This is a genomic window from Bradyrhizobium sp. AZCC 2289 (genome assembly GCF_036924615.1).
Lineage (GTDB): Bacteria > Pseudomonadota > Alphaproteobacteria > Rhizobiales > Xanthobacteraceae > Bradyrhizobium.
In genome coordinates this window covers 8,461,175-8,482,338 of sequence record NZ_JAZHRY010000001.1, presented here as the reverse complement: position 1 = coordinate 8,482,338, position 21,164 = coordinate 8,461,175, and the positions used below count along the sequence as shown (strand labels likewise).

The following is a 21,164-nucleotide window of genomic DNA, read 5'->3' as shown; positions in this document are numbered from 1 at the left end:
TTCAATACTATTCTTTTCAACTGTACGTGGAGCCTTCACCGCTCCCGCAACGTTTCCTGCCGGTAGCGCAGCAGCGGCGACAGCAGATAGCTCAGGATCGTCCGCGATCCCGTCTTGATTTCCACCGTCACCGCCATGCCGGGCGACAGATTGACCATCCTGTCGTCGATCTGCATTTCGGTGCGGTCGAGCGAAATCCGGGCGCTGTAGTTCAGTTCCTGGCCTTTCGGTTCGCTGCTGTCGTTCTGCGTACCGAGTTGCCGGTCGTTGGGGCGGTCCTGTTGCCGGTCGCGAATGACGGCATCCTGCGACACCGTGAGCACCTGGCCGTGCAGCAGGCCATAACGGGTGAAATTGAAGGTATCGATCTTGATTTCGGCCTCCTGGCCGGCGTGGATGAAGCCGATGTCGCGGTTCGACACCATGGCCTCGATCTCCAACCGGCTGTCGCTCGGCACCACCACCAGCAGCGACTGCGCCGGCGTGACCACGCCGCCGACCGTGTGGACTGCGAGTTGCTGCACCACGCCGTCGACGGGAGCGCTCAACAGCTGAAGCCTGGTCCTCTGCTCGGCCTTGATCAGGTCCTGGGCCAGTCCATTCGCCTTCTGCCCGGCCTTGGCCAGTTCGTCAGAGAGCGTATGCCGATATTCTGCCATCGCCTGGCCGCGCGTCTCGCGAATCGCAGCGATTGCCGCCTCGGTCTCCTGCAGATGGCTCTTTTGGACGCTGAACTCCTCCTGTTGTTCGACCAACAGCTGGAGCACCTCGAAATAACTGAGCTTCGAGCCCAATTCCTTCTCCACAAGCGTCTTGCGGATGTCGACGCGCGACTGGACCACCGGAATGATCGTCTCGAGCTTGTGGATTGTCGCCGCTGTCGTGGCTTGCTCGGCTTCCTTCTGCGCCTGCTGACGCACGAGCGCGGCAATCTTGGCCCGGTGCTCGGTCACCTGGTTGAGCAAGAGCTGGCGCTGGGTAGCGATCAGTTCCGGATCCGCGCCGGCGGGGGCGACGAAGTCGGCCGCGGGATCGTCGCCGCCGGCAAGTGCTGCCCGCAATCGCGCGATGTTGAGCCGCTCGGCGAGGAGGTCGTTGCGCAAATGATCGCGTTCGGCCTCGTTGGCGGTCGGATCGAGCTCGATCAGGACGTCGCCTGCCTTGACCGCCTGCCCATCCTGCACCTTGATCGAACGCACCACCCCGGTCTCGAACGGCTGGATCACCTTGACCCGGCCGCCCGGCAGGATCTTTCCGGGCGCCGACGCAACGATGTCGATGGTGCCCCACCACGCCCAGACCAGCGCCGTACAGGACAGCACAATGATAACAGCGCCAATCGCACGCTTGATTGGCGAGGGCGGCGTTTCCGCGATTTCAAGCGCCGCCGGCAGGAATGCCAGCTCTACGCGTCGACGCTGTTGCGCGCGCCGGAACGGAATGACGCGTGGCGTGGACTGGGCGTCCATCGCTGGTTCAACCGGCTTCATGCAATCCTCCTTGCAACCGATGCAACGATGCATAACGGCCGCCGGTTTTGATCAGCGCGTCGTGGCTGCCGTCCTCGACCAGGCGGCCACGATCGAGCGTGACGATGCGGTCCGCCGCCCGCACCGTCGAGAGCCGGTGCGCGATGATCAGCACCGTTCGCCCTTTGGCGATATCCTTCATGTTCTGCTGAATGATGCGCTCGCTTTCATAGTCGAGGGCGCTGGTGGCCTCGTCGAAGATTAGGATGCGCGGATCGGTGACGAGCGCACGGGCAATGGCGATGCGTTGCCGTTGGCCGCCTGAAAGCGTCGAGCCGCGTTCGCCGACCACGGTGTCGTAGCCTTCGGTGAGTTCGAGGATGAATTCATGCGCCCCCGCAAGTCGGGCCGCCGCTATGACGCGTTCCATCGGCATAGCCTGATCGGCGAGCGCTATATTGTCGCGCACCGAGCGGTTGAACAGCACGTTCTCCTGCAGGACGACGCCGATCTGGCGGCGCAGCCAGGCCGGATCGGCCATCGCGAGGTCCATTCCGTCCACCAGCACGCGGCCGCGCTCCGGGACGTAAAGGCGCTGGACCAGTTTTGCAAACGTACTCTTGCCCGAGCCTGAGGGCCCGACGATGCCGACCGTCTGCCCCGAGGGCACCTCGAAGCTGACATCCTGCAGCACCTCCTGCCCGTCGATGCGATAGCGGAACGAGACGTGGTCGAATTTGATGTCGCCGCGGATCGCCGGCAGCCGCGCGCGACCTGCCGAATAGGTCGGCTCGGCGGTGGTGTTGAGGATGTCGCCCAGCCGCGCAATCGACAGCCGCGCCTGGTGGAAATCCTGCCAGATCTGGGCGAGACGCAGCACCGGCGCGCTCACGCGGCCGGCCAGGATGTTGAACGCGATCAGTTCGCCGACCGACAGGGTGCCATCGATGACGAGCTTGGCGCCGCAATAAAGGATGCTTGCGGTGACGATCTTGCTGACGAGCTGCACCGTCTGGCTTGCGCTGTTGCCGAGGCTGAGCACCCGGAAGCTCGCGGCGACGTAGCCGGCGAGTTGCTCCTCCCAGCGCCGCTGCATCTGCGGCTCGACCGCCATCGCCTTGAGCGTCTCGATACCGGTCACGCTCTCGACCAGAAAGGCCTGGTTCTCGGCGCCGCGCTGGAATTTCTCGCTCAGCCGGCGCCGGAACAGCGGCGTAACCCCGGCCGATATCGCGATATAGAACGGGAACGAGCCGAGCACGATCCAGGTCAAAAGCGGCGAATAGAAGAACATCACGCCCAAGAAGACGAAGGTGAACAGCAGGTCGATCACGAGCGTCAGGGCCGAGCTGGTGAGGAAATTACGGATGTTCTCCAGTTCGCGCACCCGCGCTACGGAGTCGCCGACGCGCCGCGCCTGGAAATAGGCCATCGGCAACGCCAGCAGGTGCCGAAAAAGGCGCGCCCCGAGCTCGACGTCGATGCGGTTGGTGGTGTGCGAGAACAGATAGGTCCGCAGGATTCCGAGCACGGTCTCGAAAACCGAGATGGTCACAAGTCCGAGGACGAGGACATCGAGGGTGTTCAGGGACCGGTGCACCAGCACCTTGTCGATGACGACCTGGAAGAACAGCGGCGAGACCAGGCCGAGCAGCTGCAGGAAGAACGAGCCGAGCAGCACCTCGCTCAGGAGGTGGCGATATTTGTGGATCGCCCCCAGAAACCAGGTGATGTCGAACCGTCGGGTGATATCGGACAATCCGGCGCGGCGGGCCATCAGGATCAGCCCGCCGTCCCAGACGGCCATGAGTTCGTCTCGTGTCATCAACACCGGCCGGGGCGCCAGCGGCGACTGAACCAGCACCTTGTCCTTGTCGGCCTTGGCTATCAACAGGAAGCCGCCATCGCGCAACGGCGCGATCGCGGGCAAGGGCGTGCTGGCAAGGCGCGACCAGTCAGTCCGATAGGCCCGTGCCTTGAGCCCCATATCCCTGGCGCACCGGAGCATCTCCGGTGCGCCGATCTTGTCCGTTCCCAGCCGATGCGCAATCTGTCCGGCATCGGCCGCAACGCCCTGGAGATGCAGCAGCGTCACAAGTGCTTCGAGACCAGGATCGGTTGGTCTCGCACTGTCAGTTTCGGTGCTCATAGGTGCTCTCCAGGGCGATGTCGCATCATGCGTGCGGCTGCGCCAGCTGCGGATGCTGGCTGGCCGACGGATCGGCGATCGGCACTGCGCCGAGCCCCTCGCCTGCCGAGACAAAGCTCGACGCCATGAATTGACCCAACAGGGCCGCACTCGCGGCTGGCGAGCCATCGCTTACGGCGCTGTTGCGGCTCACCGGCGCCTGCAGGAGGATGTTGTTGCCCGCCCCCCCATCGAGCGTGTCAAATCCCCCGCCGCCGATCAGGACGTCATCTCCCGCGCCGCCGGAGAGGGTGTCGTTACCCGCGCCTCCCAGCAGAACGTCAGCACCGTCGCCGCCATTCTCGGTGATCAGGATGCCGGCCGGAAGCCCGGAAGCGTTGATGACGTCGTCGCCGCCAAGGCCGTTGATGACGATGCGGTCGTTGGCGTCGAAGCCGGCGATCGTCACGTCGGTAGCCAGACCCGACACCGTGATCACACCGTTATTCTCGGTGATGTTGATCACGTCGTCGCCGTTGGTCGCGTTGATGACGATTGTGTCCGCGCTGCCGTCGCTGACGCCGCTGCCCGGCGTCGCCGCCAGATCTATGGCGACATGCCGTACGTCGGTCGTGGACAGATCGTTGACCGTGATGGTGTCCGCGCCGCCCAAGGCGTTGAAATCGATGGTCTCGATATTATCGAGGCTCATCTTAATGGCCGCAACGTCGCGGCTAAACGTGGCCTGCCCACCGTTGGCCGAGATGTCGATATTCTCGCCGACATTGGCGCCGTTGAACAGGAGCGTATCGTTGCCAGCCCCACCGTCGACCGTATCGCTGCCATCGCCGGGGTTCCAGACAAAGGTGTCGTCGCCGGCGCCAAGCGAGGCAACGTCATTGCCGCGCCCGCCAAAAACGACATCATTGCCTGCACTGCCGGTGATAGCGTCGTTGCCGTCGCCGCCATTGATGGTGAGGTTGGCCTGGCCGGCGTGGAGCGCGGAAGCGTTGATGATGTCGTCTCCACCCCCTCCATTGACGACCAGCGAGTCGGTGCCAGCGTCGATGCCCTTGATCGTCACCTGCGCCGCCAATCCATTGACCAGGATCGACGAGCCGCTGCTGACGACACTGATGTGATCGTCGCCGGTGGTGCCGTTGACGATCACGGTGTCGGGCTGCGCGTCGCCCTGCCCGATGCCAGGCGTCGCGGACAGGTCGATGGCGACCTGCTTGACGTCGGTTCCGGTGAGGTCGTTGACCGTGACGGTGTCGGCGCCGCCGAGCGTTGCGAGCTGGATGTGCTCGATACCGCCGAGGTCCATGGTGATGTTGCCGACATTGCGGAACAACCTCGCCCGCGAGCCATTGGCCGAAATGTCGATATGCTCGCCCGCGTTAGAGCCGTTGAACACCAGCGTATCGGTACCGGCCTGCCCCTCGACCACGTCGCTGCCGTCGCCCGGGTTCCAGATAAAGGTGTCGTTGCCGTTGCCGAGCCGCGCCATGTCGTTGCCCCGGCCTCCGGTGACGACGTCGTTGCCGTCACCGCCGATCAGCGTGTCGTTGCCCTGACTGCCGGTGATGGTGTCGTTCCCGGCACCGCCGTCGATGGTGAGGCCGATGACGCCGGCGACGAGGTTTGCGGCATTGATGGTGTCGTTGCCAGCACCGCCGTCGACCACGAGTTGATCGTTGGCTCCCTCGGAGCCGGCAAGGGTAACCGTTGCGGACAGGCCGGCGACCGTGACAGAGCCTCCCGTTCCCGACACTTGGATGTTGTCGCTGCCGTTGGTGCCGTTGACGGTCACGCTGTCCGCCGCGCCGTCGCCGACACCGCTGCCGGGTGTCGCCGCGAGGTCGATCGCGACCTGGGTGACACCGGTGCCGGTGAGGTCGCCGACCGTGACGTTGTCGGCACCGCCGCGAGCGGTGAAGTCGATCTGCTCGATGCCGCCGATATCCATATTGACGTTGCCGACATCGCGGCTGAACTTCACCCGCCCAAGATTGTTCGTGATGCTGATGTTTTCGCTGACGTTGGCGCCGTTGAATATCAGCGTATCAGTACCGTCCTGGCCCTCGACGGTGTCGCTGCCGTCGCCCGGATTCCAGACGAAGGTATCGTCGCCGCTGCCGCCGAGCAGGGTGTCATTGCCGCGGCCGCCGGTAATGATGTCGTTGCCGGCTCCGCCGATCAGCGTGTCGTTGCCGTCGCCGCCAGTGATGGTGTCGTTGCCGTCGCCACCGTCGACCGTAAGGTGGATGAGAGGCGCGAGACCGTTTCCGGCGGTGAAGACGTCGTCGCCGCCGTTCATGTTGAGCACAAAATTCTCGGTGGTGCCGATGTCGAGCGAGAACGGCGCAGGGCTGATCCGATCGAAACGCACGCGGCTGCCGTTGGCCGCGATCGTGAACGTCTCGGCGCCGTTGCCGCCATTGACCTCGGCGGTGTCGATGCCGTCGCCACCCTCCATGAGATCGGTGCCATCGCCCGGATTCCAGATCATGCGGTCGTTGCCGGCCTGGCCGAACATCTGGTCGTTGCCGGCACCGCCGGTCAGCGTGTCATTGCCGTCGCCGCCGAACAGCAGGTCGTCGCCGCCCTTACCCAAGAGGATGTCATTACCGGTGCCGCCAAACAGCTGATCGTTGCCTGAGCCGCCGATCAGCGTGTCGTTGCCCGCACCGCCGAACAACTGTGCCGCGGGTAACGCACCATTGGTCTCGTCCAGCGAAATCGTATCGTTGCCGCCCTGGCCGAACACCTGGATGATTCCAGTGTTGGCGACGGTCGGACGAACCGCTATGGCTACGGCGCCGCCGTTGACGAGAATGTTACCGGCCGCGTCACGGCTGGTCACGATGGTGTTACCGCCGTTGTCGTCAAACACCGACAGCACGCCGGCACCTTGGGAAAATGTAGCCTTGGTAGCCATAGTCATGATCCTTCTAAAGGTCTTAGTCCCTCAATCGGCTGCTTAGCCGCGAGTCGCCCCGAAGACTTGAAGCCGGGCTTTAGGCCACCGTGAATTCTTCTGAAGAGATCCTTCAGATTTCCTGTCTGTGGTATGGTGATCCCCAAGCCGTCACCTGCCCTGCCTCAAGGCGCAGCCAACGAGCGGCGACTGCGAACGGAAACGCATCCCGCCTCATTTTTTTCAGATCAATTGCGGCACCGGTCGTGCCGATCCAATTTTGGGATACTGGCGTACGATTTCTTTTTGCCGACCATGTGCTGGACACCGAGCGCCGCGAGCTGCGTCGCGGCCCTGAATTGATTGCGATCGAGCCACAGGTGCTCGATCTGCTGGTTCATCTGGTGCAGAACCGCGATCACGTTGTCAGCAAGGGCGATCTCATCGCTTCGGTTTGGGGCGGCCGTGCCGTGTCGGATGCAAACCTGACAAGCCGCATCTACGCGGCACGCAAAGCGCTGGGCGACGACGGCCAGCGCCAGGCGCTAATCCGCACGATCCCCCGCAAGGGCCACCGGTTTGTCGGCACAGTGCGCCTGCAATCCGAGGGCGACGAGCTGGCGGCGCCCGCCACCGGACGGCGCTCGGAGGAAGTCAAGGAAGAGCAGCCACCGTCATTGCCGCTGCCCGACCGGCCCGCCATCGCCGTGCTAGCCTTCCTCAACATGAGCGACGATCCGGAGCAGGATTATTTCTCCGACGGCATCAGCGAGGACATCATCACCGCGCTTTCCAAACTGCGCTGGTTCTTCGTCATCGCGCGCAACTCGTCGTTTGTCTACAAGGGCAAGGCCGTCAACATCAAGCAGATCGGCGCCGAGCTCGGGGTCGATTACGTGATCGAAGGCAGCGTACGCAAGGATGGCGACCGCGTACGCATTACCGCCCAGCTCAATGACGTTGCCACCGGCAGCCACCTCTGGGCGGAACGGTACGATCGCGGCCTCGCCGACGTGTTCGCCGTGCAAGACGAGATCACCGAGGCAATTACCGCCTCGATCGAACCGCAGCTCTTTGCCGCGGAAAATTTCCACGCCAAACGCAGAGCACCGGACAGCATGGACGCCTGGGGTCTGGTAATGCGGGCGCTGTCCCATTTCTGGCGTCTCACGCAGCGCGACTATATTGTCGCACAGGAGTTGCTGGAGAAGGCCATCGCGATCGATCCCGGTTATGGCCAGGCACTCGGCGTTCTCGCCACCAGCCATGCCTTCTGCGCCTATAATGGCTGGGCCGACATGGCCACCTCCGTTCGGCTCGCCGAGCGCGCGGCGCTGGCGGCGATCCGTGCCGACAGCGAGGACCCCTGGGCGCATCACGCGCTGGGGTGCGTTCATGTGTTGTTGCGGCGCTTTGACGATTCGCTTGCCGAGTTCGAGCTGGCGCTGAGCCACAATCCGAACTTTGCGCTGGCCCAGAGTGTGTACGGCCTCGCGCTGGCGTTTAGCGGCCGCTGGGAGGACGCCGGCGCGGCTACCGCCCGGGCGCTGCGCCTGAGCCCGCGCGATCCGTTTTCGGCGATTTACAATGGCATCGCCGCCTACGCCCAGTTCGTCGGACGCAATTACGCGGAGGCGATGCGGCTGGCACGCGCGAGCATTCGCCTGCGCAGCGATCATGTCAGCGGCTACCGCATGCTGTGCGCCGCCGCTGCCATGGCCGGACAGCCCGATGTCGCCGGCTCCGCGCTCGAGGCGCTGCGACGCGCGCAGCCCAATTTCTCGCTCGCCTGGATCGCGGCCAATATGCCGTTCAAGCACGACGCCGATCGCGAGCAATATCTGGAAGCCTTCCGCCGCGCCGGCCTCGACTAGCTGCAAGGCGAGCGTCCGCCTGCCCCACCCTGGATGGCCTCGCAATCTGTGCTAAAGTAAGATATCCGCCGAATGCGGGTACGCTTCGATTTCACTCAGGCCGCTCGGCCTGCGGTGAACCAACGGGACTGGAAAGCTGGGCGATGGCAAAAGGCGCGGCCGAATCGGACGGTGATACGACTGCCCGCCGTGGCCGGCCCCGTTCGGCGGAAACGACGGCGGCAATCCTTGAAAGCGCATACACCTTGATGGCGACCACCGGGCTGGCCGCCACCAGCATCGATGCGGTGGCGCGCCACTCCAACGTCTCGAAGATGACCATCTACAAATGGTGGCCATCACGCGAAGCCCTTCTGATCGACGCGTTCCTGAACCAGGCCGCGCTGATGCTGCCGCTGTCCGCCGCCGGAAATCCGGCCGCGCGCGTGAGACGCCACGCCGCGGCGTATGCCGAAGCCCTGCAGAAGAATTCGGCCGGGTGCACCTCGCGGTTATCTCCGAATGCATCTCGAAGCCGGATCCGCGGAAATCTTCTACGAGCGTTACCTCAGCTTTCGCAGAGATGCGATTGTCAAAACTATCGCCGCCGGTCAGCAGGACGGAAGTATCCGTTCAACCGGCTCGCCGGGAGATTTGTACGACGCGATCTATGGCGGTCTGTTTTACCGTTACGTCTTTGCGATCAAACCCCTGTCAGCGGCCTATGCCCGGAACCTCGTCGACCTCCTCCTGACACCAGGCACCGATACATGAGGGACCCTCGCCGCAGTCGCTCCCGCAGCCACTAGGTTTTGACGTATCGCCCGCGAAACCAGGCCCATGTCTCTCGCGTCCCGGCCCGATAGCTCCGGCCTCGGAAGGCAATCTGGTCGGCGACGATCTGGTTCAACTGCGGCAGCGCATGAAACGGGATCGAAGGATAGGCATGATGCTCGACGTGATAGGGCATATTCCATGCGAACCACTTCATCGCGTTGCCTGTGTAAGTGGTGCGGGTGTTGTCGAAGGCGCTGCGGGTACGCTCGCAGCCGGTGTGTTCCGCATAGAGATAAGGCCGCAGGATCAACTGGCCAACGAGCAAGGGGATGACCCATACCCAAAGCAGGATCGGCGTCGCAAGCGCGAGCGAGACGACGAGCAATAGCGCGTAGCCGGCGAGATAGAGCCGCGCTTCCCGCACGATGATGTTGCGCTTGTTCTCGGGGACCCAGGGCAGCGAGACCTTGCCGGTCAAGGCATGATCAAGCATCAGCCGCTCGCGGCCGGCGATCTGAACAAGACCGCTATAGGCGATCGCCAGTTGGGTATCCGAAGACGGTTTGGGGCCAACGACCAGTTCCGGGTCCCGGTCCGGATCCTGCGTATAGCGGTGATGGTCCCAGTGAAACAGGCAATAATACTCGTAGCGATGCGCGATCACGAAGGCCGACAGATGCCCCACGGCAAGGTTGAGCGCGCGGCTCCTGAAGGCCGTCTTATGGGCGGTCTCGTGCATGGGCATGAACAGGAAGGCCACGAAATAGGCCTGCACGACGATGAGCGGGCAAAGCCCACGCCAGCCCGTATCGCGAGGACATGAGCCAGATCAGCGTCCCGACGATGGCGATCGCGCCGTAATGGCTCACCGTGTGCACCGCGCCTTGCAGGTCCGAGCGCGCCGAAAGCTCGCGGAGCATAGCCGGACTTAACGGCTTGGGCCTGTCGTTCGCTTCGGGAATTGCTGTGGTGCTCATGTTCGGTCGCCCCGTGAGATGTTCGTTTCAGATCTGCAGGATCGCCGATATCTCGGCATTGATGAAAGCGCGATCCGCGGCATTGTTGACCGGATTTCCGGCACGGTGCCCATGGATTGACGGGATCGGATGCAATTCCACCAACTTTGCGTTGGTCAGCCGCCCGACCTCGTCTTCGTTGTCGTGGAAATCGAAATAACGATCCGTTCGTCCCGGCATCAGCAGGACGCGCGCCTTGATCGCGGCCAGCGCACGATCGATGTCTCCGCCGAATTCGGGACATCGGCTGATGTCACCATTTTGCCAGATGCCAATCTGCGCCAGCAGATCGTTGGCATCACGCCTTGAAAAGGCATTGTCCCACGAACCCGCCAGGTAGTCTTCCAGGGAATCGAATCCGGCCTCGCGCCAGATCTCGTCACGGTAATAGGCATGCGACATCGCCCATCCGGCGTAGACGCGTCCCATGGCCCGCAGCCCGGCGGAAGGTTTTGCGACGAAGCGGCCATCCCGGTACGCGGGGTCCGCAGTGAGCGCAGCCTTCACGCCCTCGAGGAAGACGTGATTGTACGGCGAGCATCTGGCACTCCCGCATACGATCGCGGCTCTTTCCACCATGTCGGGATAACAGGCCGCCCAGTGATAGGCCTGCATGCCGCCCATCGACCAGCCGTAGACGAGTGCGATCTTCGATATCGCGAATTGTTCCTGCAGAAGCCGGCGCTGGATCGCGACGGCATCGTGATAGCTGATGGCCGGGAACGGTTCCGCTCCAAGCATTTCCCTGGAATTGGACGGCGAGGACGAGAGACCATTGCCGAACAGATTGGGGATGACGATGAAATAGCGATCGGGGTCCAACGCACCGCCGTGCTGGACCAGCCACTCGGTGTCGGTGTGTTGTGCGCCAAAGGACGTCGGATAGACGATCACGTTGTCCTTGCGCGCATTCAGCGTGCCGTAAGTCTTGTAGGCGAGACGCATGGAACGGAAGACCACGCCTGACTGCAGCGTGACGTCGCCAGCCTGGAATACGTGATAGTCGCCGACAGTCGTCATATCGCCTGTTCCGATTCCTCGACATTAACTGTACCAATAGCACACTATTTAGATCCGCCTGCAAACGCGCGATGGGCCTGGGGCTGGGCGGCGTCGGCAATGTTGATCTTGCCATTGAGGAAACACGGGTTTACGGCGAACCCGCAAGCAACGAATTGCTTTGATGGCGGCGGGTCAAGGCCAGCGCCGTCGATCCGACGGCTCTCGGGACTCGCGCCGGGCCAGGCGCGGTCGTGCGCCGGAAATCACCGGGACCCGCCGCGCGCAGATCGCCGACGGGTCCGCAACGGCCGCCTAGTTCGCCTTGCCGAACAGGATCGGAAGCTGGCGCGGCCCGCGCACGGTGCCTTGCGACCATGTGACCTGGCCAGCCGGATCGAGACGGAACTCGGGGATGCGCTTCAGCCATTCCTCGATCGCGACCGTCATCTCCATGCGCGCGAGATTGGAGCCGACGCAGCGGTGAATGCCGAGGCCGAAGGCGGCGTGGCGGTTCTCCTTGCGGTCGATCACGACCTTGTCGGCATCCGGGAAGACAGTTGGATCGCGGTTGGCGGCCGGGAACGACAGCAGCACCATGTTGCCCGGCTTGACCGGGCAGCCGCTGATGGTGGTTTCCTTCATCACCTCACGCGCCATCGTCACCGGCGAATAGGCCCGCAACAATTCCTCAATCGCGATCGGCATCAATTCCGGCTCCGCGATCAGACGCTCCCGGTCCGACGGCGTCTTGGCGAGATGCCACAAGGAAGCGCCGATCGCGCTCCAGGTGGTGTCGATGCCGGCGATCAGCAGCAGCCGCAGCGAACCCAGCACGTGGGAGTCATCCAGCGGCTGGCCATTCTTGTCCTTGGCGTTCATCAGCGTCGAGATCAGGTCGTCGGTCGGATGCTGCTTGCGCGCTTCGATGTGGCCGGCGAAATAGGCGGTCATCTCCTGCACCGCCTGCATCAGCATCCGCTCGTCCTTGATGCTGAGCTCGAGGATCATGTGGATCCAGGTGATGAAACGATCGCTGTCCTACTCGGGGATGCCGAGCATGTGGGCGATGGCGCGCACCGGAATGTACTTGGTGTAGCGCGCCGCCGCGTCGCAACTGCCGTCGGCGACGAACTCGTCGATCAATTCGTTGCAGATCGCGCGGACCCGCGGTTCCAGCTTCTTCATCGCATCCGGCGTGAACGGCGGCAGCAGCAGTTGCTTGGCCGGCTTGTGCTCCGGGGGATCCGAGGTGATCGGCGGGGCGGCGTTCCTCGTCACCTCCGGCCGCTCGTCGCGGACGATGACACGGCGCGAGGAGAAATGCTCGGTGTCGTAGGCGATTTCCTTTACCGCCTGATAGGTGGTCGGCATGTAGCAGCCGAGAAAGCGGTCGGTGTGGACCACCCGGCTGTGGGAGCGCAACTCGTCCCAGATCGGAAACGGATTTTCGGTCCAGCGCGGATCGGTGTGGTCGAAATCGCGGACCCAGTCGGTCACCGGAGGATGCTCGGGCAGCACGCTGGAAGAATCGGACATCGGATCATTTCCTCTGTTTTGCTCGCTTGGATCAATATTCGCGGCTTGCATCGTCCTCGACGCGCGGTTCATTCCTCGGTGATCTCGATCGCGATTTCCGGACAATTGGAATGCGCCAGCCAGGCCTTGTCCTCCAGACCCGGCGGCACGGTGCCATCGCCGATCTCATGCGCGTTACCGAATTCGTCGAGATCGAACAGTTCCGGCGCCAGCGATTTGCAACGCGCATGTCCCTGACATTTGTCCTGGTCGACGCGGATCTTCAGCTTTCCGGACATGGCCTGTCTCCCCTTGTCACGCGCTGTCAGCCGCGCGCGTTTCCTCGTGTCGATTGGACCGCGCGGGCGGGTCGGCGCCACGCCGGAAGTTATACCGTATTACATTCGGTCCATGGTTGTGCTGTCAAGCGGAAAGTTATAGATCATAACACTGAATGTCGCCCCGTCCCGCCCGCAAACCGCTCAATACTTACCACCATGGGGATCTCAGGGATGCCCTGGTTCAGGCTGCGCTTCAGCAGGTCGAGCTTGGCGGCCCCGAGGCCGTCAGCATCAGCGCGCTGGCGAAAAAGCTCGGTGTCTCGCAACCCGCGCCCTACCGGCATTTTGCCGACCGCGAGACGCTGCTGACCGCGGTGACGGCCGAGGCCTTCCGCCAGTTCAGCGCAACCCTTCGCGAGTCGATCGGAAAACCATCGACACGTTCGAAGCTGTCGCGCTTTGCGCTCGCCATGCTGGATTTCGGCCTTCGCCGCAATGGCATTTACCGACTGATGTTCGCCTCGCGCACCATGGCCTGCGCGCCAAATGGCACCGAGCTTCACGCCGCCGCGATGGAAACCTTCGGTCTGGTTCTGGAGGCCCTGGAAGCTCCGGCCGTTGGATTGTTGCGCGAACGGCATGCCCTGAAAATTTGGGCCGCGCTGCATGGCGTGGTCATGCTGGCGGAACAGGGGTTGCTCACCGGGCAGGTTGCTCACATCACGCGCGAAGAACTGGTCGAGGATATCGCGGAACAGACCAAACTCAGTCTGTCGCTTGCGATCAAGGCCGCCGAGAAGGACCGATAGCGCTTCGGCAATTCGCGTCACGACTTGATTCACCCCCATCGACGTCTCAACCGGCATGCTCGATGGCGCGAATGGCGCCGCGCAATTCGGCGAGCCCATGCAGCCTGCCGATCGCGGTATAGCCGGGGTTGGTCCGCTTGGTCTCATTGAGATCGTCGAGCATGCGGTGGCCGTGATCGGGCCGGAACACGATTTTGTCGCCGGCCGGCCGCCGCCGGTTTTCCGCGAGCAGCGCCTTGAGAACCGCAATCATGTCGACGTCGCTGTCGAGATGATCGGACTCGACGAAGGACAATCCATCCGCGTCCCGCTTGGTGGCGCGCAAATGCGCAAACGCAATGCGCGGCGAGAACTGTCGTGCCATCGCCGGAAGATCGTTTTCCGCGCGCACGCCGAGCGCCCGGTGCAGGCATCGCTGCCCACGTAATACAAAAGCAGTCATTGCGAGTCACCGGGTCGCGCAAATGCGCGCCCGATGACAGGCTCCGCGAAGCAATCCATTCCTCAACCGGAAGGAAGAATGGATTGCTTCGTCGCTTCGCTCCTCGCAATGACGGTGTTCCAATTGCAAACACAGCTTCATGTCCTCGCGGCGCGATACGCCCGAGTTGTTGACAATCTCCGCCCGAAAGAGGGTGCAGGGAATGGCCGGGTGCGCGCTGCACCCGCGGTCTCGTGTGCAAGATGCACAAAGGAAAACGCACACGAGCATATAGGTTCAGCGGAGACACTCCGGCATCCCCCGCGCAATGGTTTTACGGCTTATGCCGCGCTCACCCGGCGACGAATTCGTTTTGTCACCGTCATCGGCGAATTGACGATTTTTCGAACCCGGTCGCGTCCGCAAAATTCTCCGCCGACTTGACACCAGCGACGGATGCCAGGACCACGCGGTTTTGCCGTACGCTTCAGCGCCGTTCGTCCGGCGCGCCGGCGATCACTCACGGGCCGTAGCCCGCCCTGCTTTCACCCCTGCCCGCCCGATGCTGTCGCGTCCACCGCAATCCCTGCCCAACGTAGCTGACGATCATGATACGCCCCTCCTTGGGGCGGGGACCGCGGAAGTTATAGTTTTGATTTGCCCGACGGGATGAACAAGAAAATTTCGCTTCGAGACAAAAAAATGACTCGACAACGGAAGCGCCACGCGACCGGGTGATTTGCCAGTCGGGCATAATGCGGAGACACAAGAGCAGATGCTCTGTCGTATCAAGACATGGGCGCAAAACCTCAAGCGGGACAGCCACGCCGTCTATCTGGCGTCGCGCGATCCGCGCGTGCCATGGTACGCAAAAGTGCTCGCGATTGGCGTTGCCGCCTATGCGCTGTCGCCGATCGACCTCATTCCGGATTTCATTCCGATCGTCGGCTATCTCGACGATTTGGTCATCGTGCCGCTCGGCATCTGGCTCGTGGTGTCGCTGATCCCCGGCGAGGTCATGGCCGAGTGCCGCGCCAAAGCTGATGAGATTGGGCAGCGACCGGTGAGCCGGGCGGGAATGATCGCGATCATCGTGGTCTGGATCATTGCGGCCGTCCTATTCGGCTGGATCGCCTATATCGCCTGGCGCCGACTCAAATAAGCGGGATGCAGCGATTTCAGAATGTCGCCTTCAGCCCCGCATAGAAGGCGCGCGGCCGCGCCGGGCTGACCGATCGCGGGTCGGTGAAGGCAGCGCCGCCATTGCTGAAATTGGGCACGGCGCTGGTATCGAAAAAGGTTCCATAGGTCGCGTAGCGATTGTCGAACAGGTTGTCGATGCGGCCATAAATCTGGAACGTCTTGTTGATCTGATACGAGGTGTGGACGTTGAAGACGGTATAGGACGGCAGCCGCTGCGCCTGATTGGATTCATCGCCGACGAAATATTGACTGCCGACGAACAGCGCGTCGCCGCCGACCTTGAGCGCATCGGTGATCGAATAGTCGATGCCGGCCTTGACCCGGTCGCGCGGGATCGCCGGGATCCGGTTGCCCGGCAGTATCTGGACGTTGCCATTGGCATCCGCAAACGGAGAATTGGAGCCGACCTGCAGCGTATCGAGGAAGCGTGCGTCGACCAGGGCGTAGCTGGCGTAGAGCTGCAGCGTCTTCGACGTCAGAGTGACCTGCGCCTCGATGCCTTGCCGGCGGGTCGAGCCGACGTTCTGGAAATAACCAAAACCCTGCAGCACCGGGCTTGGAATGGCGAGGATGTCGTCGCTATTGGTCGCGCGGAAAGCACCGAGCTTCCATCCCAGCGTTCCCACGCTCAACTCCTTGGTGCCGCGCAAGCCGGCCTCCACCGTGCGGGATACCACCTGTTTCAGCGGCGGGTCGGAGACCAGGAACGCCGCGATGGTGCAGGGATGGGCCGGATCCGCGCAGCCCAGTTCCAGCGGGGTCGGCGCGCGGTTGGCTTCGGAATAGCCGGCATAGGCGGTCAGCTCCGGCGTGATCTTGTAGGTGCCGCCGATGACCGGGTTGAAGCGCTTGAACGTCTCGTTGCCATTGAGCGCGGAGCCGATCTGGTCTTCGAGTTCGATCTGGGCCAGATTGAAACGGCCGCCGCCCGTGATCGAGAACTTGTCGGTGACGTCGAAGGTGTCGAGCGCGTAGAGCCCGCTGTAGCGGTTGGTGGTGCGCAGCGCGACCGGGCCGATCGAAACGGGATCGCCGGATTGTCCGAGAAATATCCCGCTGCCGCTGATGACGAAGTTCGGCGCCATCGTGCCCAATTCCGCGCTGGCGGTGAAACGGGTCACGCTGGAGTCGAAACTGGTGCCGACCATGAAGTGATTGTTATGCCCGAACAGCTGGTCGGTGTTGGTGGCCTGCAAGGATGCCCCTGTCGACACCGAGCGGGTCAGCGTGCGGTCAAGTTCCCCCAGCACAGCCCCGGTGGGGAACGGGTTGGCGAGTTGGACGCCATTCAGACCGTTGGCCGGCGGTTGGACGCCAGTCAATTTGTTGACGTCGCCAAAGCAAAGCAGCGTCGCATCGGCATCGCATGGCTGGGTAGCGGTCGGATTGCCGTCCAACGCATTGTGCTGAAACGCGCGCACATGCGCTGATGCTTCGATGGTCCAGGTCGGCGTGGCCTCGACCTTCCCCGTGAAATTGAGATAGCCGACGCGGTTGTTAGTGATCTGCGGCGAGGTGTAGGTCGCGCCCCAATATTGCTGCAGCAGTTCAACCGGCACCGTCGCGGTGGCGCCGAATTTATTATCGGCGACACCCATATTGACGTGAAACTCGTTGCCGTCGTTGCGGTAGCCGACATCGCCATAGAAGCGGCGGACGTCCGATGCCGAGAAATTGCGAAATCCGCTGTCATGCAGGCCTTCGAGCGCGCCATAGACGGAAAAATTGTCGATCTGCTTGCCCCACTGCGCCGAACTCTGGATCCGGCCGAACGAACCGCCCATCGTGTCGATCTCGTCGCCGTGATAGTTGAAGCCGTCCTTCATCAACACGTTGACCGCGCCGCCCAGCGCATTGAGCCCGAATGCGGGGTTGTTGGTCACCACGGTGACCGATCGGATCGCCGCGGTCGGAATCAGATCCCAGTTGACGGTGTCGCCGAATGCTTCGTTGACACGCACACCGTTCTGGTACACCGCAAGTCCCTGCGGCGTGCCGTTGACGGGGGATGCGACGAAGCCACGGAATTCCACGTTCGGCTGAAATGGATTGCCGCTGACTTCGTTGAGGACGACGCCGGGCACCTGCTGCTGCAGGGCGTCCGCGATGTTCAGCGAGCCGGTGCGCGCGATTTGAGCGGCGCCGAGCGCGTTGATGCTGGCCGGCACCCTGTCGACATCCATACCCGAACCCGCCGTTGCCGTCGGCGCGGTCGGATAGATGAAAACCCTTCGCAAATTTTGCGCGACCGGGCGCGGACTTCGGGCGTGACCGGGTTTGGCGCTGGTTCGCGGCGCCGTCACTTCGATGGTGGGCAAGACCTCGGTGGTACCAGGTGCATCCTCGGCGCGCGCGCCGGCACTCCCGGAAATCAGACATATCGAGAGGATCCCGATAAACGGGAAACGCGCGCCCATTGCCTCGTCCCATTCCATTCCGGCTGCGCTAGCGTCCCCGCCGGTTAGCTGCGGATCAGTGTAATGCGCCGGCGGCGTTGCGCAGCATTCAAAAGATCGGATACCGCGAACGCTTTCTTCCCGAATAAATCGGGAAGAATTCCCGATTCAAGCGCGCAGGTCGTTGGGAACCAGGGCTTCCACCGTGACGCCCCCCTCGCCGGACGCAACCGTCAGCGTGCCGCCCAGCGCCAGGATGCGCTCGCGCATCCCCGTCAAACCAAGGCCGAGCCTGTGATCCGGCCGCAAGCCGCCGCCATTGTCGCACACCCGCACCAACGCGCCGCTGCGGCTCGTTCCCGTCGCTTCCGAAAGCTCGGTCGGTTCGATGGAGACGTTGACGCTTGTGGCGCCGGCGTGGCGAAAGACATTGGTGAGGGCTTCCTGAATGGTGCGGTAGATCGTGAGATCGGCGGTCTCGCCGCGCTCGCCGAGATCAGGCGAAATCGCGGTTTCGATCACCACATCGGGGTGCGACTCGCCCCACAGGCGCAACAGCGCCCCGAGCGCCTCGCGAAGGCCAAGCTCGGTCAATCCGGCGGGGCGCAGTTTCTCCAGAACGCGCCGGTTGAACTGCTGCAAGGCATTGACCTGCTCCAATATGGCGCCGCCATGTTTTCGCAAACTATCCATATTCGGCTCGCTCGAATCCGCGATCCGCGTCAGCGCGCTGGCATGCGCCCGCAACGCGAACAGATAAGGGCCGAACTCGTCGTGCAGTTCGCGCGCGATCTCCTTGCGTTCGACATCCTGGAGCGACACCACGCGCTCTGCCAGCCGTCTCTTGTCGTCGACGGCGTCTCCCAGCGTTCCCGCCAGATGGTTGAGCTTGTTGCAGATATCCGTGAGTTCCGGCGGGCCATCGGGTTTCACCCGCGTGTCATAGGCGCCGGATTCGATCCTGGTCATCGCCTCCGACAGCGTCGCGATCGGCGCCAGCGCCCGGCTGACGACCATGAAGGTAATGAGAAAAAGCACGATTGCGATCGCCGAACCGACCTGGAGCTGGGTGACGATGCCGTCCCAGATCTCGGCCATCTCGTCGTCCGGATGTGAAGTGATCAGCAGCGATCCCGGCTTGCCGTTGATCGCAATCGGGACGCTCACCGCGGTCTTTTCCGGATGCACGAGGGCTTCGAACCAGGCGGGCACCGACTGGGGCCCGCCGTCGCCGCTGGTGCTCGTCGCGGGCGCGGCCTTGGCCCCATCATCCTGCCGCGTGATGCTGACATGACGCAGCCGGTTGAGATCCCCGACGATCCGGTCAAGCCGCGCATCGGCGTCGGGGGTTTCATTCAGGCCGACGACCAGGGTTTCGATGAATTCGCGCGCCAGCCGTATCACGCTTTGATCTTCCGCCTGAACGCGGGGCGCGGCTTCCAGCACCAGGCGCGTGATGTTGACGGCGAGGCCCAGCGCGAGAACGAGCGCCAGCAGCAGGCTCAGCCGGGTACGCAACGAAAGTTTTTGCCACATGCCATTCATCCAGTGCCGCGCAGCTAGCGGGTCCGCATCAAGAGCAGCGTTGACAGATAAAAAACGCGGCTATCTAATTGAACCGTACAGCAATCTTGCCTTGGATGCATGATTGGCCGGAACTGCATCGCGACCGGGGATGCGTCAGCCGGTCAATCTGGTGCGACGCAACAATGGACTGACGCCGGCTGATCGGGACTGCGATATCGATGCGTGTTCTGATTGTGGATGATCATCGCATCGTCGCTTCCGGCTGCCGCGCTCTGTTCGCGGACGATCCCGACATCGCCATCCTGGAGGCCCCCGACGCCGAGAGCGGCGAGCGGGTTTTTATCGACGAGCATCCAGAAATCTGCGTGCTCGATATCAACCTGCCTACCGTGTCCGGATTCGAACTGGCACGGCGCATCCTTGCGCGCGATGCATCGGCGCGCATCATCATGTTCAGCATGAACGACGATCCGATCTTCGCCGCGCGCGCGATCGAAATCGGCGCCAAAGGCTATGTCGCCAAGACCGGGGATCCCAACGACCTGGTCGAGGCCGTCCGCGAAGTCGGCAAAGGCGGCACCTATCTGCCGCCCGCGATCGCCCGCAGCATCGCGTTTGCGGGACCCGCATACGCCAGGAGCCCGTTGTCGAAGCTGACCGCGCGCGAGATGGAGATCCTGCGCCTGCTCAGCGCCGGCAAGAGTCTTTCCGAGATCGCCTGGCTGGTCCATTCATCGTATAAGACGGTTGCCAATACGTCCTCGATCATGCGCCAGAAGCTTGGGGTGCGTACGTCGGCGGAACTGGTGCGGCTCGCGATCGAGAGCGGCGTAGCTTGAAATGGCGTCGCACGGCGCCGGAGTTTTGAAATCATGACAATCCAGACCGTTTCGCTGAATAAATCCTATGGCGGCATGCAGGGCGTTTATAAACACGCCAGTCGCGAGACCAAAACCGACATGACCTTTTCGGTCTATGTGCCGCCGCATCAGGAAGGCGCGAAGCTGCCGGTGGTCTGGTATCTGTCGGGCCTGACTTGCACCCATGCGAATGTGACGGAGAAAGGCGAATTCCGCAGCGCCTGTGCCGAATTGGGGCTGATCTTTGTCGCACCCGACACCAGCCCACGCGGCGAAGGCGTCCCCGGCGATGCCGCCAACGCTTATGATTTCGGGCTTGGCGCCGGCTTTTATGTCGACGCAACGGAAGAACCTTTTGCACGAAATTACCGGATGTGGAGCTATGTCACCGAAGAATTGCCGGAACTGGTCGCGGCAAACTTTCCCGTCGATCCGAACCGGCAATCGGTCCTCGGTCACTCCATGGGCGGCCACGGCGCGCTGACCGTGGCACTGCGCAATCCCACCCGCTACCGCGCGGCAAGCGCTTTTTCGCCGATCGTGGCGCCCTCGCTGGTGCCGTGGGGCACCAAGGCGCTCGGCGGCTATCTCGGCGGCAACAAGGACACATGGCGCAAGCATGATGCGGTGGCGCTGATCGAGGATGGCGCAAGGTTTTTCGATCTGCTGGTCGATTACGGCGACGCCGACCCGTTTTTAACCGAACAGCTACGCCCGGAACTGCTGCAGAGCGCCTGCGAGAAGGCCGATATCCCCCTCAACCTGCGCCGCCAGCCCGGTTACGATCACAGCTATTACTTCATCTCCACCTTCATGAGCGATCATCTGCGCTGGCATGCCGCGCGGTTGAAAGCCTGAGCACCCGCCGAAGCGCGCTCTCATCTTCGTGAACCGTGAAATGCAAGCCTCCGCAACGACAAAATGCGGGGTTGCAAGCCCGGGCAATTCGGTCATGAATCACGCCAAGAGTTCTTTTGGAATAGACAG

Annotated in this window: 12 protein-coding genes and 4 pseudogenes; 6 read left to right on the top strand and 10 right to left on the bottom strand. The window is 62.8% G+C overall.

The window, feature by feature from the left end; translation table 11 throughout:
• Window positions 1-35: 35 nt before the first annotated feature.
• The 3 genes from V1289_RS39810 to V1289_RS39800 are packed head-to-tail and all read right to left on the bottom strand — an operon-like array spanning window position 36 to window position 6,538.
• Window positions 36-1,490 carry an HlyD family type I secretion periplasmic adaptor subunit gene (locus tag V1289_RS39810; protein ID WP_334404562.1) on the bottom strand — a complete coding sequence of 485 codons (1,455 nt, stop codon included), beginning with the start codon at window positions 1,488-1,490 and terminating at the stop codon, window positions 36-38.
• Window positions 1,477-3,618, bottom strand: coding sequence for a type I secretion system permease/ATPase (locus V1289_RS39805; protein ID WP_334404560.1), 2,142 nt, complete (start codon window positions 3,616-3,618; stop codon window positions 1,477-1,479). The genes V1289_RS39810 and V1289_RS39805 overlap by 14 nt, the downstream gene beginning before the upstream one ends.
• A gap of 25 nt (window positions 3,619-3,643) precedes the next feature.
• Window positions 3,644-6,538 carry a beta strand repeat-containing protein gene (locus V1289_RS39800; protein WP_334404559.1) on the bottom strand — a complete coding sequence of 965 codons (2,895 nt, stop codon included), beginning with the start codon at window positions 6,536-6,538 and terminating at the stop codon, window positions 3,644-3,646.
• Between the two features lie 245 nt (window positions 6,539-6,783).
• Between V1289_RS39800 and V1289_RS39795 the strand changes: the two genes are divergently transcribed.
• The gene (locus V1289_RS39795; protein WP_334404557.1) at window positions 6,784-8,391 is read left to right on the top strand and encodes a winged helix-turn-helix domain-containing protein; all 1,608 of its coding nucleotides are present in this window, start codon (window positions 6,784-6,786) and stop codon (window positions 8,389-8,391) included.
• A 143-nt stretch (window positions 8,392-8,534) separates the two neighbouring features.
• A pseudogene (locus V1289_RS39790) lies at window positions 8,535-9,144 on the top strand (TetR/AcrR family transcriptional regulator).
• A 31-nt stretch (window positions 9,145-9,175) separates the two neighbouring features.
• On the opposite strand, the pseudogene V1289_RS39785 reads toward V1289_RS39790, so the two are convergent.
• The 4 genes and pseudogenes from V1289_RS39785 to V1289_RS39770 form a co-directional block, all read right to left on the bottom strand.
• Window positions 9,176-10,124, bottom strand: a pseudogene (locus V1289_RS39785) (fatty acid desaturase).
• Between the two features lie 27 nt (window positions 10,125-10,151).
• Window positions 10,152-11,183: an alpha/beta fold hydrolase gene (locus V1289_RS39780; RefSeq protein WP_334404555.1), complete on the bottom strand. Its 1,032-nt coding sequence runs from the start codon at window positions 11,181-11,183 to the stop codon at window positions 10,152-10,154.
• 294 nt (window positions 11,184-11,477) lie between these two features.
• A pseudogene (locus V1289_RS39775) lies at window positions 11,478-12,701 on the bottom strand (cytochrome P450).
• A 68-nt stretch (window positions 12,702-12,769) separates the two neighbouring features.
• Window positions 12,770-12,979, bottom strand: a complete 210-nt coding sequence (locus V1289_RS39770; protein WP_074280974.1) for a ferredoxin — start codon at window positions 12,977-12,979, stop codon at window positions 12,770-12,772.
• Window positions 12,980-13,134: 155 nt separating this feature from the next.
• Between V1289_RS39770 and V1289_RS39765 the strand changes: the two genes are divergently transcribed.
• Complete coding sequence (locus V1289_RS39765) at window positions 13,135-13,770, top strand: TetR/AcrR family transcriptional regulator (RefSeq protein WP_334404553.1); 636 nt, start codon at window positions 13,135-13,137, stop codon at window positions 13,768-13,770.
• Window positions 13,771-13,816: 46 nt separating this feature from the next.
• Here V1289_RS39765 and V1289_RS39760 read toward each other — a convergent pair.
• Window positions 13,817-14,170, bottom strand: a pseudogene (locus V1289_RS39760) (mannonate dehydratase); the annotation flags it as partial.
• A gap of 796 nt (window positions 14,171-14,966) precedes the next feature.
• On the opposite strand from V1289_RS39760, the gene V1289_RS39755 reads away from it, so the two are divergent.
• Entirely contained in the window at window positions 14,967-15,353 is a 387-nt protein-coding gene (locus V1289_RS39755; RefSeq protein ID WP_334404551.1) for a YkvA family protein, read from the top strand.
• 16 nt (window positions 15,354-15,369) lie between these two features.
• Here the strand turns inward: V1289_RS39755 and V1289_RS39750 are convergent, their stop codons facing one another.
• Together V1289_RS39750 and V1289_RS39745 are read right to left on the bottom strand one after the other, a co-directional pair.
• On the bottom strand, window positions 15,370-17,811 hold the full coding sequence (locus tag V1289_RS39750; RefSeq protein ID WP_334404549.1) for a TonB-dependent receptor: 2,442 nt from the start codon (window positions 17,809-17,811) through the stop codon (window positions 15,370-15,372).
• Between the two features lie 147 nt (window positions 17,812-17,958).
• Window positions 17,959-19,326: a histidine kinase gene (locus V1289_RS39745; RefSeq protein WP_334404547.1), complete on the bottom strand. Its 1,368-nt coding sequence runs from the start codon at window positions 19,324-19,326 to the stop codon at window positions 17,959-17,961.
• Between the two features lie 209 nt (window positions 19,327-19,535).
• Here V1289_RS39745 and V1289_RS39740 point away from each other — a divergent pair, with 209 nt between their 5' ends.
• Both V1289_RS39740 and fghA read left to right on the top strand, forming a co-directional pair.
• Window positions 19,536-20,156: a response regulator transcription factor gene (locus tag V1289_RS39740; RefSeq protein ID WP_334404545.1), complete on the top strand. Its 621-nt coding sequence runs from the start codon at window positions 19,536-19,538 to the stop codon at window positions 20,154-20,156.
• A 33-nt stretch (window positions 20,157-20,189) separates the two neighbouring features.
• Entirely contained in the window at window positions 20,190-21,035 is an 846-nt protein-coding gene (gene fghA, locus V1289_RS39735) for an S-formylglutathione hydrolase (protein ID WP_334404543.1), read from the top strand.
• Window positions 21,036-21,164 lie beyond the last annotated feature (129 nt).

Excerpts from the sequence above, each read along its gene's own strand:
- V1289_RS39770 (WP_074280974.1), bottom strand. The coding sequence starts at position 12,979 with ATGTCCGGAAAGCTGAAGATCCGCGTCGACCAGGACAAATGTCAGGGA.
- V1289_RS39750 (WP_334404549.1), bottom strand. The coding sequence starts at position 17,811 with ATGGGCGCGCGTTTCCCGTTTATCGGGATCCTCTCGATATGTCTGATT.
- V1289_RS39805 (WP_334404560.1), bottom strand. The coding sequence starts at position 3,618 with ATGAGCACCGAAACTGACAGTGCGAGACCAACCGATCCTGGTCTCGAA.
- V1289_RS39745 (WP_334404547.1), bottom strand. The coding sequence starts at position 19,326 with ATGTGGCAAAAACTTTCGTTGCGTACCCGGCTGAGCCTGCTGCTGGCG.
- V1289_RS39780 (WP_334404555.1), bottom strand. The coding sequence starts at position 11,183 with ATGACGACTGTCGGCGACTATCACGTATTCCAGGCTGGCGACGTCACG.
- V1289_RS39810 (WP_334404562.1), bottom strand. The coding sequence starts at position 1,490 with ATGAAGCCGGTTGAACCAGCGATGGACGCCCAGTCCACGCCACGCGTC.
- V1289_RS39755 (WP_334404551.1), top strand. The coding sequence starts at position 14,967 with ATGCTCTGTCGTATCAAGACATGGGCGCAAAACCTCAAGCGGGACAGC.
- fghA (WP_334404543.1), top strand. The coding sequence starts at position 20,190 with ATGACAATCCAGACCGTTTCGCTGAATAAATCCTATGGCGGCATGCAG.
- V1289_RS39765 (WP_334404553.1), top strand. The coding sequence starts at position 13,135 with ATGTCGCCCCGTCCCGCCCGCAAACCGCTCAATACTTACCACCATGGG.
- V1289_RS39740 (WP_334404545.1), top strand. The coding sequence starts at position 19,536 with ATGCGTGTTCTGATTGTGGATGATCATCGCATCGTCGCTTCCGGCTGC.
- V1289_RS39800 (WP_334404559.1), bottom strand. The coding sequence starts at position 6,538 with ATGGCTACCAAGGCTACATTTTCCCAAGGTGCCGGCGTGCTGTCGGTG.